This window comes from Paenibacillus sp. FSL R7-0189 (genome assembly GCF_037969925.1).
Lineage (GTDB): Bacteria > Bacillota > Bacilli > Paenibacillales > Paenibacillaceae > Paenibacillus_AQ > Paenibacillus_AQ odorifer.
Genome location: NZ_CP150223.1, coordinates 5,189,356 through 5,206,594 on the forward strand (window position 1 = coordinate 5,189,356; position 17,239 = coordinate 5,206,594).

Consider the following 17,239-nt stretch of genomic DNA (forward strand, 5'->3'; position numbering starts at 1 on the left):
TATAATCTGGGAGGACATTAAACATGTTAAGATCAATGTATTCAGGGGTTTCAGGAATGAGAGGCTTTCAAACTAAGCTTGATGTAATCGGTAATAATATTGCTAACGTCAACACTATCGGGTTTAAATCCGGACGTGTTATGTTCAAGGATATTATGAGCCAAACCGTTTCTGGTGTTACAGCACCGGGTGAGGATGGTCAAGGTGGGGTAAACGCGAAACAAGTTGGACTAGGTGTTAGTATTGCTTCTATAGATACCCTACATTTGGCTGGTAGTGCTCAAACCACCAACAACCCAACAGATTTACGTATCGATGGAGATGGTTTTTTTCTGGTTAAGCTTACTGAGGATCAAGAAACTGCGTTTCTGACCCGCGCCGGAGATTTCCACATTGACGCTGCGCGTAATCTTGTTACCGCTGACGGACTTCATGTTTTAGATTCCGACGGTGGGCTCATTCAATTAGGTGACGATGTAACGGCGTTTTCTATCTCTAATGATGGAACAATTGTTCAGACCATGGAAGATGGAACGACTGGAGCTGGGGTGAAGATTGGTGTAGCCAAGGTTACTAACCCATCTGGTCTGGAGAAAATCGGAGGCAATCTGTATCGTATGACACTTAATGCGAATGCAGAAGGCGAACTAGTTCCGACTACAGCGAACAATACAGAAGATGGCACCGGGGCAATCATCTCTGGACAGCTGGAAATGTCCAATGTGGATCTTACCAATGAATTTACAGAAATGATCGTATCACAGCGTGGATTCCAGGCGAATTCCCGTATCATCACAACTTCTGATGAAGTGCTGCAGGAAGTAGTAAACCTGAAGCGTTAATTTAATCAATAAATTCTATATTTTCTTAAATGGTTCATGCGGAGTCGTGGGGGAGTTACTCCTCCCCCTATTTTGTTAGGAGGCCTGTTATGATATCGGTAACGAGATTAAATGGAACACCGATGTGGATCAATGCCCTACTGGTCGAAATGGTAGAAGAAAGCCCGGATACATATATTACGCTCGTAACCGGAAAAAGACTGATCGTTCTCGAAAAAGCCGATGAGGTTATTACGAAGATCCGGGATTATAACAGGGACATAGGCACATATGCTGCCACCATTAAAATCCAGTCAATGGAGGAGCTAACATGAAAAAGATGATGCCGTGGCTCATCACGATATTACTAGCGATTACTCTGATCGTGGTCGCCGCATTTTTACTAATGGACAGGATCTTTCCGAAAGATACGAACGAGGTAAGTGCTGCTGTTCAAAATGTGGAAACAAAACATTTAACTGCAGATGAAATCGTCGAATTGACGGCAGAGATCATTGATATCAAAACAAATCTTGCTGATCCCGATTTTATCCTTCAAGTAGATTTCGCCTTCCAACTGAGTTCTGCGAAATCAAAGGAAGAATTCGAAAAAATAAAAGAGATCAAAATCAAACCAATAATTATCAAGACGCTTGCAGATACCAAACCTGAGGACCTTAATGGAGCGAATGGAAAAGATCAGCTTAGCAGTAAGCTTATTAATCTGATCAATAAGACATTGACTGAGGGTCAAATTACTCAGATCGAAATCACCAAATTCCTTTTGGCTTCTGTGTAGCTTTATTCCTGATAATTCTTTGATGGGGGGGTGATTGAATTGGTTGATGTACTATCACAAAACGAAATTGATGCTCTACTTGCTGCACTTTCTTCAGGTGAGATGGACGCCGATGAACTTAAAAAGGAAGAAACTCAGAAGAAAATCCGCTCTTATGACTTTAAACGGGCTGTCCGCTTTTCCAAAGATCATATCCGCAGTCTTACACGGATACATGACAATTTCGCCCGTTATCTTACAACGTATTTTTCAGCCCAATTGCGCACCTTCGTTCAGATTAATGTCGTTCAAGTAGAGCAGCTCCCTTATGATGAATTTATTCGCTCCATACCGAAAATGACGATATTGAACATTTTTGAAGCTGAACCTTTAGAGGGCCGCATGGTAATGGAAGTTCATCCAAACATTGCTTTTGCTATGCTGGACAGGTTGCTTGGGGGCTTTGGAACTGCACCTTCTAAGATTAATGCTCTAACTGAGATCGAAACAACGATTATGGAGCGTATCTTTAGTAGATGTTTTGAGAGTCTGCAGGAGGCTTGGAAAACGGTGCTGGATATTCATCCGCGGATGGAAGCTCTTGAGACGAACCCGCAGTTCATGCAGATTGTATCGCCCAATGAGACCATTGCATTAATCTCTCTAAGTACCAAAATTGGAGATACAACAGGCATGATCAATCTTTGTATACCGCATGTCGTTCTAGAGCCTATCATGTCCAGACTTTCTGTTCACCAATGGTTTGTGACAGAGAAGAAGACGCGGGATGAAGATGAGCTACTGGCCATTAGAGCTAGAGTTCATAAAGCGAAGCTGCCGATTGTTGCTGAACTTGGAGAATCGAGCTTATCCATATCTGAATTCCTAGGGCTTAGTGTCGGTGACGTGATTTCTCTCAACAGAAACGTAGATTCTGGACTGTCAATTAAGGTAGGGGAGAAGCTTAAGTTCATCGGAAGTCCCGGAATGGTTAAAGATCGGGTAGCCGTGCAAATAGACGAAATTGTCAATGAAGGAGTTGAAGAATTTGACGAGTAAAGATTATTTATCCCAAGAAGAAATCGACGCCCTTCTGAGACAATCTGCGGAGGGCTCATTAGCTCCTACGGAGAAAACGGTAGATGACTATCTAACACCGTTTGAACAGGATGCTTTGGGCGAAATTGGTAATATAACGTTTGGCAGTGCAGCAACAGCACTTTCCACTTTACTAGGGAAAAAAGTAGATATTACAACCCCTCAAGTTTCGATCATTACACGCGGGGAGTTTGAAATTGCTTTTCCTAAACCGCATGTAGCTGTTCACGTTCAATATGTGGATGGGTTTCAAGGGATTAACTCACTTGTTATTAAGATTAGGGATGCACAGGTCATTGCCGATCTGATGCTTGGCGGTGCCGGCGAACCTAAGGATGAAGAGTTGAATGAAATTCATATTAGCGCTGTGCAAGAAGCTATGAATCAAATGATGGGTTCTTCTGCTACATCGATGTCTACGATTTTTAATCGTTTTGTTAATATCTCGCCTCCGGGTATCGACATTTTGAATATGTCCAGCGGAGAAGGAGTAGGCAGTCTGCCAGACGATGAAACCCTAATTCGTATTTCGTTCCGGCTTAAAATTGGCGATTTGATAGATTCTACTATTATGCAGCTCTTGCCTGTTCAGTTCGCAAAAGATATGGTATCCATGCTACTTGGTGATGTTAGTCCGGCAGAGGAGGAGGCAGCGGTCACAATGGCTGAAACACCTGCTATGACTAATTCTGCGGAGACACCACCTCCAGCACCTCCGGTGCAACAGGCGCCCTCACAGCCCGCAGGAGGAACGCAACCACCATATCCACCGCAGGGTATGCCAGCGTATCCAGGGATGCCAGAAGGCGGGTATTATTATCCTCCAGCGGGTATGCCGGCTTATGGAATGCCTGGGATGCCACCATACGGTATGCCACCGCAAGGGATGCCATATGGACAGACACCACCGCTTAATTCTGAGGCAAATCGCAATGTAAATGTACAGCCTGTGCAATTTGCAAATCTGAATGGTGGGGCCTTTGGTCATATTGATGAAAATAATTTAAATTTATTGATGGACATACCGCTTAGAGTAACCGTAGAATTAGGAAGGACCCAGAAGCAGATCAAAGATATTTTAGAAATGTCACAAGGCTCAATTATTGAGCTGGACAAGCTCGCAGGTGAGCCTGTAGATATTTTGGTTAACAACAAGCTTATTGCCAAAGGTGAAGTCGTTGTTATCGACGAAAACTTTGGCGTACGCGTTACGGATATCGTCAGCCAGTGGGACCGAATTCAGAAATTACAATAAGCATACTTAGGGAGGATTTTGTAAAAATGGCTAACCGAATTCTAATCGTGGACGATGCAGCATTTATGAGAATGATGATCCGTGACATTTTGTCGAAAAACGGATTTGAAGTAGTGGGCGAAGCTCAGGACGGTTCTCAAGCGATAGAAAAATTCAAGGAACTGCGTCCGGACCTCATCACGATGGATATTACTATGCCTGAGATGGACGGAATCGCCGCCCTGAAAGAAATCAAAAAAGTAGATCCGGCTGCAAAGGTTATTATGTGTTCAGCCATGGGCCAGCAGGCTATGGTTATCGATGCAATCCAAGCAGGAGCTAAAGACTTTATAGTGAAGCCTTTCCAAGCTGACCGGGTTATCGAAGCTATTAACAAAACGTTGGGCGTGTAGGATAAAGTCATGTTATATTCCGAAACGCTCGGAAGCAGTAACACCCTGCTGAATTTGTTTAAAGTTATTATTGTCCTGGCGATAATCATTGTACTTATAGTGGTACTGATTCGTTTTCTTGGACGACGTAATCAGACCTTTATGAGCAACCGTTCTATAAGAACGCTTGGTGCAATAGGGCTTGGACCTAATAAGTCGATGCAGGTTATCGAACTGGGAAGCAGTCTTTACTTAATCGGGATTGGTGAAGATATATCCATTTTGGATAAAGTCACCGATCCGGATGAGGTAGCATTGATCATTGCGGCATTTGAGGATCAGTCCTCTAACCAGAATAATTTCCTCGCACCGCTTATTGCCAAGGTAAAGGTAAAGCTGCGTGGGGAGGTTCCATCTCAGGAAATTGAACTTAGTGAAACATCATCTTTTTACGAGACTCTGCAATCCAAGCTTCGTTCTGCACCAGAGCGCAAAGAGAAAATGGAAGAGCTGCTTCGGGATGATGTTACTAAGGATGAGTCGAGGAATATATGAAAAAGAAGCTAATTCTTGCTATTCTGCTGTTCGGTATTATCAGTGTGGTTATGATGACGCCGATACATGCTGATCCTATACCTAATGTTAATATTCAGGTCGGTAATGAAGGTTCAAGCAGTGGTACCAGTTCCATATCAATTCTTCTTCTTGTTACGGTTCTGAGTATTGCTCCGGCGTTTCTGGTTCTTATGACTAGCTTTACTAGAATTGTAATCGTATTAGGTTTTGTGAGAACCTCGCTGGGTACTCAGGCTATGCCTCCAAACCAGGTGCTGGTAGGACTTGCTCTGTTTCTGACCCTGTTCATTATGTCACCAACGCTGGCCACAGTGAATGAAAATGCGTTGCAGCCGTATATGAAGGGGACAATCTCCCAGACTGAGGCTTTTGACAAAGCTGCTGATCCGATGAAAGAATTTATGTTTAAACAGACGAACACCAAAGATCTTCTGTTATTTATGAAATACACCGGTTATACCGGATCTACTAAACCGGCTACATACAGTGATATTCCACTGACGGTGATGGTGCCAGCTTTTGCAATTGGCGAATTGAAAAAGGCTTTTACAATGGGCTTCTTAATTTTCATACCATTCCTGATTATTGATATTGTTGTGGCGAGCACACTGATGGCCATGGGGATGATGATGCTTCCCCCGGTTATGATTTCATTACCTTTTAAAATAATGCTCTTTGTACTGGTAGACGGCTGGTACTTAGTCATTAAATCACTACTTCTTAGTTTTAACACCTGACCTAAAGAGGAGGCATGAGGGATGAGTACGGAGTTTATAATCGGGCTAGCAAGCCAAGCCGTATATTTAGTGCTGGAAGTCAGCGCACCCATGCTGATTCTTGGTCTGGTGGTAGGGCTAATAATCAGTATTTTTCAGGCTACGACACAGATTCAGGAACAGACGCTAGCGTTTGTTCCCAAAATCGTCGCAGTGCTATTGGCTTTATTGCTATTTGGTCCGTGGATCATCACGAAGCTGATTGACTTTACAAGCCAAATTTTGGGTAATCTCTATATGTATATTGGTTAATCAATGAACATGGAGACCATACTGCAAAGTTTACCCGTCTTTTTGCTTATTTTTTGTCGAATAACCGCTTTTTTTGTTGTCGTTCCTGTATTTTCTTCACAAGGGGTCCCGACAACCTTTAAGATTGGCATTTCTTTTTTTGTAGCATTGGTTGTCTTTAGTGCTAACGGAACAGGGCTTACGATCCCGCAGGATTTCAGTTATATTTTGCTGATTGCCAGAGAGGTATTAATAGGATTATTGCTAGGTTTCGTTGGATATTTGATGTTTATGGCGATTCAGACAGCAGGTTCATTTATTGATATTCAGATTGGCTTCGGTATTGCTAATGTTATCGATCCTATGACTGGAACGTCTGCTCCAATTCTTGGTAATTTCAAATATATGATAGCCCTGCTAATGTTTCTGAGCATGAATGGTCATCACCATCTGCTAGATGCTATTGTGTACAGTTATAAATGGGTTCCTATGAATAACGATTTATTTCTAGGCATGATTGACGGGAGTTTATCAGAGTTTCTGGTTCGAACATTTGCTCAGTCCTTTGTACTCGCTTTTCAAATGTCGGCTCCTTTAGTAACTGCGCTGTTTCTGACTGATGTTGGCCTTGCTTTCTTGGCGAGAACGGCTCCGCAATATAATGTATTTGTTATTGGGGTTCCGCTCAAAATCATTATAGGTCTTGCACTGCTTTTAGTGCTGATGCCTGGTCTGGCTGTGCTGTTTCAGAATCTCTTCGATATCATGTTCGAATCCATGGAGAATTTATTGAATCTCATGGGGAAGAGTCCGTAGGTGACCGTAAGGGGAGCGTATTATGCCTAAGACGAAGCGGTATAGACTGGATCTTCAACAATTCGCCGGTGAAAAGACGGAAAAAGCAACCCCGAAGAAACGGCAAGATGCTCGTAAAAAGGGTCAAGTAGCCAAAAGTGCTGAGCTATCCGGTGCAGTTGTGTTGTTATCAGCAGTAGTTAGCTTGATGATGTTTGGTGGTTTTATGAAAGAGCGCTTCATGAAGCTATATATGGATGTATTTCAGAATCAAATGACACTGGAGGTTACTCCTGAGAATATAACGCTGCTATTTAATCAATATGGACTACAAATACTGATTTTGCTAGCTCCATTACTTGGAATAGTTTTTGTTATGGCGCTGGTAAGCAATCTGGCGCAGGTGGGCTTTATGACCACGGGAGAGGGGATCACCCCTAAATTCAGCAAGCTTAATCCGATAAAAGGGTTCAAAAATATTTTCTCCATGCGTTCGTTTGTCGAGTTCCTGAAATCCATATTTAAGCTTCTAATTATCGCTTATCTGGTATATAGCACTTTATGGGGAGAAAAGAAGAACTTTGCATCCCTGTCGCATATCAGTGCGGAGGGGATTTTTAAATTTGCGGCCAAGCTGACGATGAGTCTTGGTTTGAAAATCGGGGCTGCCCTATTGGCTATGGCTTTTCTGGACTACATGTATCAGAAGTACGAGCATGAAAAAAGCCTGAAAATGTCCAAGCAGGATATCAAGGATGAATACAAAAAAATGGAGGGTGACCCTCTAATCAAAGGTAAGATCAGGGAACGCCAACGTAGAATGGCCATGCAGCGTATGATGCAGGAAGTTCCAAATGCGGATGTAATCATTACGAATCCTACGCACTTTGCTGTTGCGCTTAAATATGACGGTACCAAGATGGAAGCGCCGCAGATTATAGCAAAGGGTCAGGATTATGTAGCACTTCGCATCCGGGAGCTGGCTAAAGAGCACGGCGTCGTGACTATGGAAAACAAACCGCTGGCACGGGCATTATTCCAAAGGGCAGAGATTGGAGATGTCGTTCCAAATGATCTGTTCCAGGCTGTGGCTGAAGTGCTGGCATATGTATATAAGCTTAAAGGTAAGAGGAGATAAGGCGGGGGGGTTAGGACATTGAAAGCTAAAGATTTAACAGTTTTGCTAGGCATCATCGGGATCGTGCTTATGATGATTCTGCCTATCCCGTCCTGGCTATTGGACGTTTTGCTTGTTATTAACATCTCAATCGCATTAATTATCATTCTGGTTGCTATGAATACGAAAAATGCACTCGAATTCTCAATTTTCCCTTCATTGCTCCTAGTAACCACACTGTTTCGTCTGTCACTTAACATCTCGACTACAAAACTGATCCTGACTTACGGAGATGCCGGTTCAGTGGTATCTACTTTCGGTAGCTGGATCGCTGGCGGACAAATTGCTGTTGGGTTTATCGTGTTTCTGATCTTGGTAGTAGTTCAGTTTATTGTTATCACCAAAGGTTCAGAGCGCGTAGCTGAGGTAGGCGCTAGATTTACCTTGGATGCGATGCCCGGTAAGCAAATGAGTATTGATGCCGATCTTAACGCAGGCATGATTAACGAAACCCAGGCACGTGAGCGTCGTCGTAACGTAGAACGCGAAGCGGATTTTTTCGGAGCCATGGACGGTGCGAGTAAATTCGTTAAAGGAGACGCGATTGCGAGTATTATCATCTTGCTGATCAATCTCATCGGTGGATTTATTATCGGTATGATGGTTCACGGGATGGACTTTGCTACTGCGTTATCCACTTATTCTGTATTGACCATCGGGGACGGTCTTGTCAGTCAAATTCCAGCTTTGCTTATTTCGACAGCAGCCGGCTTGATTGTTACTAGAGCTTCTTCGGAAGGTAATCTTGCAGAAGAGCTGACAGGACAGTTGTTGTCCTATCCGAAATTGTTGTATATTGTCGCAGTTACGGTAGCTTTTCTTGGACTCTTTACACCCATACATATGATTACAACGCTCCCATTGGCCGGATTGCTGGCTTTTGCAGCCTACCGTATGGGACAAAATTTAAATAAGAAACAGATTGCCGAAGAGCAACTTGTTGAAGAGAAGCAGATTGAAGAGGTACGAAGTCCGGAAAGTGTCATTAATTTGCTTTCAGTTGATCCCATTGAATTCGAGTTTGGTTATGGTCTTATTCCTTTGGCGGATACAGGTCAGGGAGGCGATCTGCTAGATCGTATCATCATGATTCGACGGCAATGTGCCCTAGAAATGGGTCTTGTAGTACCTGTTATTCGCATTCGCGACAATATTCAACTAAAACCGAATGAATATGTCATAAAAATTAAAGGAAATACAGTTGGCGGTGGTGAATTATTACTTAATCATTACCTTGCAATGAGTCCAGGATATGATGATGAATCTATAAACGGTATTGAGACCATCGAACCATCCTTTGGGCTTCCAGCATTATGGATTGATGAATCGGTTAAAGAGCGGGCTGAATTGTCCGGCTATACTGTAGTAGACCCTCCATCTGTTGTCGCAACACATCTGACGGAGTTAATCAAACGTCATGGACATGAGCTGATAGGAAGACAAGAAACTAAGATGCTGGTGGACAACCTTAGGGATAATTATCCAGTGCTCGTCGACGATCTTATTCCTTCCGTATTGGCGATTGGGGATGTGCAGAAGGTTCTTGCTAAGCTGCTTCGTGAAAAAATATCGATCAGAGATTTGGTTACGATTTTTGAGACATTGGCGGATTATGGGACATACACCAAGGATCCTGATATTCTCACTGAATATGTTCGTCAGTCCTTGTCCAGACAGATTACCCAGCAATTCTCACAAGTAGGAGAGACGCTGAAAGTCATCACGGTGGGGCCTAATCTTGAAAAGAAAATTTCCGAGAGTGTGCAGCAATCTGAACAGGGAAGTTATTTGGCACTAGATCCAACTTCGACACAAACGATCTATCAGCGGTTAAGTGAACAGATTAATCGATTGCTGCAGACAGGGCAACAGCCAATAGTGCTCACATCACCAACCATTCGTATGTATTTGCGGCAGGTGATTGAACGAACGATGCAGGATATTCCTGTACTGTCTTATAGCGAGCTAGAGCCTAACATTGAAATACAAAGCGTCGGAGTGGTGAATTTATGAGAGTGAAGCGTTACGTGGTCGATTCGATGCCTGACGCCATGCTTTCCATTCGCAACGAGCTTGGGAGCGAGGCCGTCATTTTAAGTACAAAGGAAATCAAAATCGGCGGATTTTTAGGGTTATTTAAGAAGAAAAAAATAGAAGTTGTAGCAGCAGTAGAAAAGGCAGAGAAGAATAATGTTCCAAAAAAGCCGGCTGCGCCAGCGATGAACATTCCACGGAGTGCAGTACCACAGGCTTATCAAAAAGCTTCATCTGCTTCCACTACACCTTCTACACCTTCTATACCTTCCGTACCTTCTGTTTCATTAGAAAAGCCAGAAGAGTCACGGACGTTTGCAGAGATTGCTGCAGCCTTATCGGAAGCTATCAATGTACAAGAATCGATAGCCAAGCATCCGGAGCCAGAACCTGAGCAAAAACTTCCTGAATTAAATCTGGAAGATGCACCTTCTATATCAGCGTTGTATGAATCATTAGGATTAGAACAATCGCCAGAGGTTGCCACTGCTCTCGAAAATGATGTTCTTCGTGAGATTAGAGATATGAAGCTCTGGATGGAGCGAATTGCCAGACAATCCTCAGGTGGAAGAGAACTGCCAGACAGTCTGCAGGAGCTACGGGATCTTTTATTAGAGCAAGAAATGGATGCTGTGCTTGTTGAGGAATGGATCAGTAACATCTCGGAACGTTGGGTGGATGAAGGGCGTACTTGGGGACCAGAGAAATTTATGGGATCTCTTAAAGAACAGATTGATGGTTTCCTGACGGGACGAATTGCTGATGGAATTGCCCGGGATACTCAAATTGTATATATTGCCGGACCCACTGGAGTTGGAAAGACCACAACCATAGCTAAGCTTGCGGCAGAACAGCTATTTAAGCACGGACGCAAGGTAGGTTTTATCACCTCCGATACGTATAGAATCTCAGCTGTGGAACAGTTGCGAACCTACGCTGCTATTCTCAATGTTCCATTGGAGGTTGTCCAATCGCCAGGAGATTTGCAAAGAGCACTCTTTCGCTTGGAGAGTTGTGATCTAGTATTAATGGATACAGCTGGCCGAAATTATCGTAATGATATGCTAGTAGCCGAACTGCAAAGCTTGCTTGCGAAGGAATTGAGAAGTGAAACTTATCTTGTGCTTAGCTTGACCTCGAAAAGCCGTGATATGAAACTTATTGCAGAGCATTTCGGCAGATATAGGCTGGATAAGGTTATTTTCACAAAGCTGGATGAGACGGGGAGTTACGGCCCGCTCTTTAATGTCCTGAATGACTTCCCGCTTACCTTGTCTTATATGACCGATGGTCAAAATGTTCCTGATGACCTGCTTATGGCTACCAAAGGACAGCTGAGTGAGTTGCTTCTTGGAACAGGTGAACCATGATGGATCAGGCACAATCCTTAAGACAGCTTGTATCCAGTCAGGATTCTAAAGTAGCTGTAAGAGGGGGATCATCCGCCAGGATCATTACGGTGTGTAGTGGTAAAGGGGGCGTTGGTAAGTCGAATTTTACACTTAACTTCGCTCTAACTTTAAAGGCTATGGGCAAACGGGTTTTGCTGTTCGATGCAGATATCGGCATGGCTAATATAGATGTGTTGATGGGCGTATCGGCGAGATATAATCTTTATCATTTGTTAAAAAGAGAAGCGGATATCGAGCAGATTATTCAATACGGTCCGAATTCGCTCCCTTTTATAGCAGGTGGCTCTGGAATGGATGAGCTATTCACGCTTTCAGAGTCTGATCTTGATTATTTCACAAATCAGATAACACTTATCGCGGACAGCATGGATTATATTTTGTTCGATACTGGTGCTGGATTATCTAAGGAAACGATGAAGTTTATAACTTCTGCCGACGATTGCCTAGTGGTTACTACACCAGAACCAACAGCTATCACAGATGCATACGCATTAATGAAGGTTGTGAATCGTTCCTATCCTGAGACTTCCTTTAAATTGATTGTGAACCAGGCAGGTGATGAAAGGGAAGCCATAGCGACAAGCGATAAGATCCGAATGGCCGCCAGTCGTTTTTTGCAATTAGATATTTCTTATCTTGGTCATATAAGCTCAGATGCCCATGTAGTGCAAGCTGTCAAAAGGCAAACACCATTCACATTGGCTTTTCCAAACAGTATTGCTGCAAAAGATATACATCGGCTTGCTCTAAGTTATTTGACCATTGATTCTAAAAAGACCACAAAAGTCCAAGGGATTAAAGGCTTTATCCATAAATGGTTAAAGCGGAGTAAATAGTTGTTCTGAATTTGGGACAGAGGTGGAAATGATATGAAGCCATATAGAGTATTGGTTGTTGATGATTCGGCATTTATGCGCAAGATCATTTCCGATTTAATTGAAAATGACGCTGACTTTCAGGTGACGGCAACAGCAAAAAACGGTCGTGAGGCTATCGAAAAAATCAATGAGCTTCGTCCAGATCTGGTTACTATGGATGTAGAAATGCCAGAAATGAACGGCCTGGAAGCGCTGAAAATAATAATGGCCTCAGACCCTCTGCCAGTGATTATGCTGTCAGGGATCAATGAAGAGGGCATGAAGGAAACCATTCTTGCACTGGAATGGGGCGCTTTTGACTTTATTCGTAAACCTTCGATTACCAACTCTCAGGATATCATGGGAGTGGGAGAATCCTTAAGGGAACAAATGAAAGAGGCTATGATGGCCCGGGAGCAGCGCGAAGCACGTGCTTCTGCATTTAAGTTGCCAGACATACCGCCAGTAGAAGTCGCACCGCCAACTGTACCGAGAGTGATGCCCGGCAAACCCAAGGTAGAACCTAAAGCTTCACTCAAAAATGAAGTGACCAAAAAAACGCGGGTGAAGCAGCCGTTAGATCATACTGTTCCTAAAAGAGCAGCCAAACCATTAATCTCTACTCCACCACCTTTATCGGCAAAGAGTAATGCAAGGTCTCGAGTAGAGAATAACCCTACCCCACCAAAACCGTTGCCTAAAGTGGAAGTGTCTTCTGACGCTCCTGCAAATCCTCAGGTCCGGAAGTATGGGAGTAATGATCTGCAAAAGTTGGTTGCTGTGGGGTGCTCTACAGGTGGACCACGTGCTCTAAAGGTATTTCTGGAGAAGATTCCTGCGGATTTTCCAGCGCCTATTGTTATCGTGCAGCATATGCCGCCTAACTTTACCAAATCACTAGCTCAGCGACTGAATACCTTCAGCCCGCTAGAAGTGCTTGAAGCTGAGCAGGGGATGATATTGCAAAAAGGAGCTGCTTATATAGCACCTGGAGGCTATCATTTACAAGTTGTCCCATCCTCTAGAGGGCAATATGCGGTTGTACTCACAAAGGAAGAGGCGCGTAATGGCCATCGACCTTCTGTGGATGTTTTATTTGAATCATTGCTGCCGCTCACATCGTTAGAACGTCATCTGTTACTAATGACAGGGATGGGTAGTGACGGGGCAAGAATGATGAAGTCCTTATACGACTCTGGGGTAACCTCAACCTTTGCTGAAAGCGAAGAAACTTGTGTCGTATATGGAATGCCGCGATCTGCGGTGGAATTACAGTGCGTCCAGCACGTACTGCCTTTGCAAGAAATTGCTCCAAGGCTGGTGCAAGCTGTTAAATAACAGAAAAGCGAACTCAAAGGGGAGGTGCTCACTGATGGACATGAACCAATATTTATCCATGTTTATTGATGAGTCGAACGATCATCTGCAGTCATTGAACGAGAGCATGATGGGGCTGGAAGCGAATCCTGAGGACATTAGTATTGTACAGGTAATATTCCGCTCTGCGCACACCTTAAAAGGTATGGCAGCAACTATGGGCTTTGAAGATTTGGCTTCACTCACACACCAAATGGAAAATGTTCTTGATTTGGTACGCAACAACAAACTGCGCATGCAGGATTTCATTTTTGATACGTTGTTCAAAAGTTTGGATGCCTTGGAGTCTATGGTTGAGGATATTACGGGAGGAGGCGAGGGTAAAGCGGATGTTTCGTCTATCGTCTCCTCCTTACAGGCTATAGTCCGGGGAGAGATTCCTGTTGCGGGTGGCGAGGCAGCTTCTGTCTCAGGACCTGCTGCACAAGCGGTTGAAACCCCGATTCATTTAGATGAGTTTCAATTTTCTGTTCTAGAACAGTCGATTCAAGAAGGACATCAAGTATTATATGTGGACGTAACCATTCGCAAGGATTGTCAGCTTAAGGCAGTACGTGCATATATGGTGTTTGATCTTTTGGAGCGTTCAGGTGAAGTGGTTAAATCCTTCCCATCCGTTCAGGATATTGAACAAGAGAAATTTGATCAAAGCTTCTCTCTCTATTACATAACTCAAAAAAGTGCTGATCAAATTCAGGCTATGATTCTAAATCTGTCTGAGATTGACAAGGTATCGGCAGTAGTATTGGATCAAGATTCTCTGCAACAGCTGGGTCAGGAAGCAGCAGCAGCCTCTGAAGTGGCAGCCACGACTACTGAGGCGCCAGCAGCAGCTGCACCTGCCGCTTCTGCCGCTAAACCACTGCCAACCAAAGAAGAGGGTAACAAACCTGCAACTCACAAAACAGGTGGGGCACCGTCACGTACCATTCGTGTAGATATTGAACGTTTGGACGTGTTGATGAATTTATTCAGTGAACTTCTTATCGACCGTGTTCGTTTGGAACAGCTGGCTTCTGAGGTTCAAAACGGTGATCTCACGGAAACGGTTGAGCATATGGGCCGGGTAAGTGGAGATCTCCAGAATATTGTAATGAAGCTGCGGATGGTTCCAGTAGATACAGTATTTAACCGATTCCCACGTATGATTCGTGATCTAGCCAAGTCACTAGACAAAAAAGTAGATCTTATCATCACAGGAGCAGAAACTGAGCTAGACCGTACGGTCATTGATGAAATCGGTGATCCGCTGGTGCATTTATTGCGTAATGCAGTTGACCATGGTATCGAATCTATTGCAGATCGTGTTGCTGCTGGTAAGTCGGAGACCGGAACGGTCTATTTGCGGGCTTTCCACAGTGGTAATCACGTCTTTATTGAGATCGAGGAAGATGGAACAGGGATTTATCCAGAGAAGGTTCTGAAATCTGCTGTGAAGAAGGGTGTTATAACACAAGAGCAGGCAGCCAGTATGTCGGATGATGAAGCTTTTCAGTTGTTGTTTGCACCAGGTTTCAGTACAGCAGAGGTCATTTCTGATGTTTCAGGCCGCGGGGTAGGGCTGGATGTAGTGAAATCTAAGATCTCTTCTTTAGGCGGCAATGTAACGATTTATTCGTCTCCAGGTAAAGGAACTAATTTCTCAGTGCAGCTGCCTCTTACTCTATCTATCATTGCTGCAATGCTTATCCGTTTAGGCTCTGAGAAGTATGCCATTCCTTTGACCTCCATAGTGGAAACCGGAATCGTGAAGCAATCCCAGATTCGTACAATTCATGGCAATAAAATGGTGGAATTCCGTGATTCGCATATTCCACTGGTTTCTCTTAGCCGTCTCTTTTCGGTGCCTGATTATGATGAGAGTACTGAAGAAGAAACAGAAATCGTGGTTGTGCGTAAAGGAGAAAGGCTAGTTGCCTTAGCGGTACAGGATTTTATTGGCCAGAACGAGATTGTGATCAAGAATTTGGGTAAATATTTGCCTGAAGTACAAGGAATATCTGGCGCAACCATTCTTGGTGATGGTCAAGTAGCACTTATTATTGATCCCAACGCTTTTATTAAATAACTAGGATAGAACAGGGAGGTTCATTCCATGGCTGAAGATATTAAAGTGATAGTGTTCAAATTAGGCGTAGAGGAATATGGAATTGAAGTTGAAAAGGTACAAACTATTGAGCGTATGATGCCCATAACTCGTGTACCTAAGACCTATTCATTTATCAAAGGTGTAATTAATTTACGTGGTGTTGTTATTCCTGTAATTGATCTTCGGGGCCGTTTCGGTATCGAAGAGGCTGAACACACCGATCAGACAAGAATCATCATCGTATCTGTTAATGAAATGGAAGTAGGCTTCATTGTAGACTCTGCAAATGATGTTATAGATCTGAACAGAGATTCTATTGATACACCTCCTGATGTTGTTGGCGGCATCAAGGCAAAGTATTTGGATGGGGTGGCCAAGATTGGGGACGAGCGCTTACTGATTATGCTCAACTTGTCAGAAGTGCTTAACAAAAGCGAAATCGTTCAATTAGAAAGCCTAGAGGGCTAACCTGTGGAACTATTTAAGCACTATAAGGATTTCAAAATGGATGTGCTTAAGGAAGTTGGGAACATTGGAGCTGGAAATGCAGCCACCGCATTATCACAGCTCTTGAACAAGCCGATAGATATGGCTGTTCCTAAGGTACAGCTCCTTAACTTTGAGGAAATTACTGATAAAGTTGGCGGAGCCGAAGAACTAGTATATGCGGTGTTTCTACGTGTGGAGGGTGAAGCTCCAGGTAACCTGTTTTTCATTCTGTCACCAGAAGCGGCAATGAACTTGCTTAGTCGTATTGCAGGCATTGAGCTGTCGAGTGATGAAGAGCTTGGAGAAATGGAACTTTCTGCGCTAAGCGAAATTGGCAATATTTTGGCAGGTTCATATCTTTCTTCTCTAGCAGACTTCACCTCACTTTCTATGTATCCAACGGTTCCGGCCCTTGCTATGGACATGGCTGGCGCCATCCTTAGCTACGGTCTGCTGCAATTCGGGCAGATGGGGGACGATGCATTGTTGATCGACACTACCTTCTTTGAGGGGAAAAACGAAATTGAAGGGCAATTTTTCCTTATTCCCGATCCGGAATCATTCCCGAAAATCTTCAAATCGCTAGGAGTTCCTTTTGAAAATGATTGAAGAACAAAGCATTATTAAAGTAGGGATGGCGGATCTTAACGTTGGCAGCCAAGATAGTTTAATTCGTACCACAGGTCTTGGCTCCTGCGTGGGATTAACATTGTTTGACCCTGGAAAAAAGCTCGCAGGGATGGCGCATGTGATGCTCCCATCATCTGAGATTGCTAGGGAAGGGCAGTTAAACATCGCTAAGTTTGCAGATACCGCAGTGCCGGAGCTCTTATCCCGTCTGCTAGAGCTTGGGGCGGTTCGGAGCCGGATCGTAGCCAAGATGGCCGGAGGTTCACAAATGTTTGCCTTTGCCGGGGGGAGCGACACCATGAGGATCGGGCCTCGTAATGTTGAATCTTGTAAACTAGCACTTGAAAATTTAAAAATTCCGTTAATCGCAGAAGACACAGGCGGCAATTATGGCCGTACGATAGAAATAGCCTGCAACACTGGTATATTGTTTATTCGCAGTGTGCAAAAAGGCGCTAAGGAACTATAATTAT

At 43.8% G+C, this 17,239-nt stretch carries 19 protein-coding genes; all 19 read left to right on the forward strand.

The window, feature by feature from the left end:
* Nucleotides 1–23 precede the first annotated feature (23 nt).
* Nucleotides 24–842, forward strand: a complete 819-nt coding sequence (gene flgG / locus MKY63_RS22720; RefSeq protein WP_076100379.1) for a flagellar basal body rod protein FlgG — start codon at nucleotides 24–26, stop codon at nucleotides 840–842.
* Between the two features lie 89 nt (nucleotides 843–931).
* Nucleotides 932–1,156 (forward strand): flagellar FlbD family protein, encoded by a 225-nt coding sequence (locus MKY63_RS22725; RefSeq protein WP_036688535.1) that lies wholly within the window; start codon nucleotides 932–934, stop codon nucleotides 1,154–1,156.
* On the forward strand, nucleotides 1,153–1,620 hold the full coding sequence (locus MKY63_RS22730; RefSeq protein WP_076100380.1) for a flagellar basal body-associated FliL family protein: 468 nt from the start codon (nucleotides 1,153–1,155) through the stop codon (nucleotides 1,618–1,620). Before MKY63_RS22725 ends, MKY63_RS22730 begins: the two co-directional genes overlap by 4 nt.
* A gap of 39 nt (nucleotides 1,621–1,659) precedes the next feature.
* Nucleotides 1,660–2,658: a flagellar motor switch protein FliM gene (fliM, locus tag MKY63_RS22735; RefSeq protein WP_036688529.1), complete on the forward strand. Its 999-nt coding sequence runs from the start codon at nucleotides 1,660–1,662 to the stop codon at nucleotides 2,656–2,658.
* Complete coding sequence (gene fliY, locus MKY63_RS22740) at nucleotides 2,648–3,952, forward strand: flagellar motor switch phosphatase FliY (RefSeq protein ID WP_036688526.1); 1,305 nt, start codon at nucleotides 2,648–2,650, stop codon at nucleotides 3,950–3,952. Before fliM ends, fliY begins: the two co-directional genes overlap by 11 nt.
* A 26-nt stretch (nucleotides 3,953–3,978) precedes the next feature.
* The gene (locus tag MKY63_RS22745) at nucleotides 3,979–4,344 is read left to right on the forward strand and encodes a response regulator (protein ID WP_036688523.1); all 366 of its coding nucleotides are present in this window, start codon (nucleotides 3,979–3,981) and stop codon (nucleotides 4,342–4,344) included.
* A gap of 9 nt (nucleotides 4,345–4,353) precedes the next feature.
* Nucleotides 4,354–4,878, forward strand: a complete 525-nt coding sequence (locus MKY63_RS22750; protein ID WP_076275226.1) for a flagellar biosynthetic protein FliO — start codon at nucleotides 4,354–4,356, stop codon at nucleotides 4,876–4,878.
* Nucleotides 4,875–5,636 carry a flagellar type III secretion system pore protein FliP gene (gene fliP / locus MKY63_RS22755; RefSeq protein WP_076100382.1) on the forward strand — a complete coding sequence of 254 codons (762 nt, stop codon included), beginning with the start codon at nucleotides 4,875–4,877 and terminating at the stop codon, nucleotides 5,634–5,636. The genes MKY63_RS22750 and fliP overlap by 4 nt, the downstream gene beginning before the upstream one ends.
* A gap of 21 nt (nucleotides 5,637–5,657) precedes the next feature.
* Entirely contained in the window at nucleotides 5,658–5,927 is a 270-nt protein-coding gene (fliQ, locus tag MKY63_RS22760) for a flagellar biosynthesis protein FliQ (protein ID WP_036688516.1), read from the forward strand.
* Between the two features lie 9 nt (nucleotides 5,928–5,936).
* On the forward strand, nucleotides 5,937–6,722 hold the full coding sequence (fliR, locus tag MKY63_RS22765; protein ID WP_036688514.1) for a flagellar biosynthetic protein FliR: 786 nt from the start codon (nucleotides 5,937–5,939) through the stop codon (nucleotides 6,720–6,722).
* A gap of 22 nt (nucleotides 6,723–6,744) precedes the next feature.
* A complete protein-coding gene (gene flhB, locus MKY63_RS22770) occupies nucleotides 6,745–7,839 on the forward strand; it encodes a flagellar biosynthesis protein FlhB (protein WP_036688512.1) in 1,095 nt (364 codons plus the stop codon).
* An 18-nt stretch (nucleotides 7,840–7,857) separates the two neighbouring features.
* On the forward strand, nucleotides 7,858–9,891 hold the full coding sequence (flhA, locus tag MKY63_RS22775) for a flagellar biosynthesis protein FlhA (RefSeq protein ID WP_036688509.1): 2,034 nt from the start codon (nucleotides 7,858–7,860) through the stop codon (nucleotides 9,889–9,891).
* Entirely contained in the window at nucleotides 9,888–11,282 is a 1,395-nt protein-coding gene (gene flhF / locus MKY63_RS22780; RefSeq protein ID WP_076275227.1) for a flagellar biosynthesis protein FlhF, read from the forward strand. The genes flhA and flhF overlap by 4 nt, the downstream gene beginning before the upstream one ends.
* Nucleotides 11,279–12,160, forward strand: a complete 882-nt coding sequence (locus MKY63_RS22785) for a MinD/ParA family protein (protein WP_038571955.1) — start codon at nucleotides 11,279–11,281, stop codon at nucleotides 12,158–12,160. The genes flhF and MKY63_RS22785 overlap by 4 nt, the downstream gene beginning before the upstream one ends.
* Before the next feature lie 33 nt (nucleotides 12,161–12,193).
* Nucleotides 12,194–13,519, forward strand: coding sequence for a chemotaxis response regulator protein-glutamate methylesterase (locus MKY63_RS22790; protein WP_339809855.1), 1,326 nt, complete (start codon nucleotides 12,194–12,196; stop codon nucleotides 13,517–13,519).
* A gap of 34 nt (nucleotides 13,520–13,553) precedes the next feature.
* Nucleotides 13,554–15,626, forward strand: a complete 2,073-nt coding sequence (locus tag MKY63_RS22795) for a chemotaxis protein CheA (RefSeq protein ID WP_076275228.1) — start codon at nucleotides 13,554–13,556, stop codon at nucleotides 15,624–15,626.
* Nucleotides 15,627–15,653: 27 nt separating this feature from the next.
* Nucleotides 15,654–16,115, forward strand: coding sequence for a chemotaxis protein CheW (locus MKY63_RS22800; protein ID WP_036688501.1), 462 nt, complete (start codon nucleotides 15,654–15,656; stop codon nucleotides 16,113–16,115).
* A gap of 3 nt (nucleotides 16,116–16,118) precedes the next feature.
* On the forward strand, nucleotides 16,119–16,745 hold the full coding sequence (locus MKY63_RS22805) for a chemotaxis protein CheC (protein WP_036688500.1): 627 nt from the start codon (nucleotides 16,119–16,121) through the stop codon (nucleotides 16,743–16,745).
* Nucleotides 16,738–17,235: a chemotaxis protein CheD gene (locus tag MKY63_RS22810; RefSeq protein ID WP_036688499.1), complete on the forward strand. Its 498-nt coding sequence runs from the start codon at nucleotides 16,738–16,740 to the stop codon at nucleotides 17,233–17,235. The genes MKY63_RS22805 and MKY63_RS22810 overlap by 8 nt, the downstream gene beginning before the upstream one ends.
* Nucleotides 17,236–17,239 lie beyond the last annotated feature (4 nt).

Excerpts from the sequence above, each read along its gene's own strand:
- MKY63_RS22745 (WP_036688523.1), top strand. The coding sequence starts at position 3,979 with ATGGCTAACCGAATTCTAATCGTGGACGATGCAGCATTTATGAGAATG.
- MKY63_RS22810 (WP_036688499.1), top strand. The coding sequence starts at position 16,738 with ATGATTGAAGAACAAAGCATTATTAAAGTAGGGATGGCGGATCTTAAC.
- MKY63_RS22785 (WP_038571955.1), top strand. The coding sequence starts at position 11,279 with ATGATGGATCAGGCACAATCCTTAAGACAGCTTGTATCCAGTCAGGAT.
- flgG (WP_076100379.1), top strand. The coding sequence starts at position 24 with ATGTTAAGATCAATGTATTCAGGGGTTTCAGGAATGAGAGGCTTTCAA.
- fliR (WP_036688514.1), top strand. The coding sequence starts at position 5,937 with ATGGAGACCATACTGCAAAGTTTACCCGTCTTTTTGCTTATTTTTTGT.
- MKY63_RS22730 (WP_076100380.1), top strand. The coding sequence starts at position 1,153 with ATGAAAAAGATGATGCCGTGGCTCATCACGATATTACTAGCGATTACT.
- flhB (WP_036688512.1), top strand. The coding sequence starts at position 6,745 with ATGCCTAAGACGAAGCGGTATAGACTGGATCTTCAACAATTCGCCGGT.
- fliQ (WP_036688516.1), top strand. The coding sequence starts at position 5,658 with ATGAGTACGGAGTTTATAATCGGGCTAGCAAGCCAAGCCGTATATTTA.
- MKY63_RS22750 (WP_076275226.1), top strand. The coding sequence starts at position 4,354 with ATGTTATATTCCGAAACGCTCGGAAGCAGTAACACCCTGCTGAATTTG.
- MKY63_RS22790 (WP_339809855.1), top strand. The coding sequence starts at position 12,194 with ATGAAGCCATATAGAGTATTGGTTGTTGATGATTCGGCATTTATGCGC.
- flhF (WP_076275227.1), top strand. The coding sequence starts at position 9,888 with ATGAGAGTGAAGCGTTACGTGGTCGATTCGATGCCTGACGCCATGCTT.
- MKY63_RS22725 (WP_036688535.1), top strand. The coding sequence starts at position 932 with ATGATATCGGTAACGAGATTAAATGGAACACCGATGTGGATCAATGCC.
- MKY63_RS22800 (WP_036688501.1), top strand. The coding sequence starts at position 15,654 with ATGGCTGAAGATATTAAAGTGATAGTGTTCAAATTAGGCGTAGAGGAA.
- MKY63_RS22795 (WP_076275228.1), top strand. The coding sequence starts at position 13,554 with ATGGACATGAACCAATATTTATCCATGTTTATTGATGAGTCGAACGAT.
- fliP (WP_076100382.1), top strand. The coding sequence starts at position 4,875 with ATGAAAAAGAAGCTAATTCTTGCTATTCTGCTGTTCGGTATTATCAGT.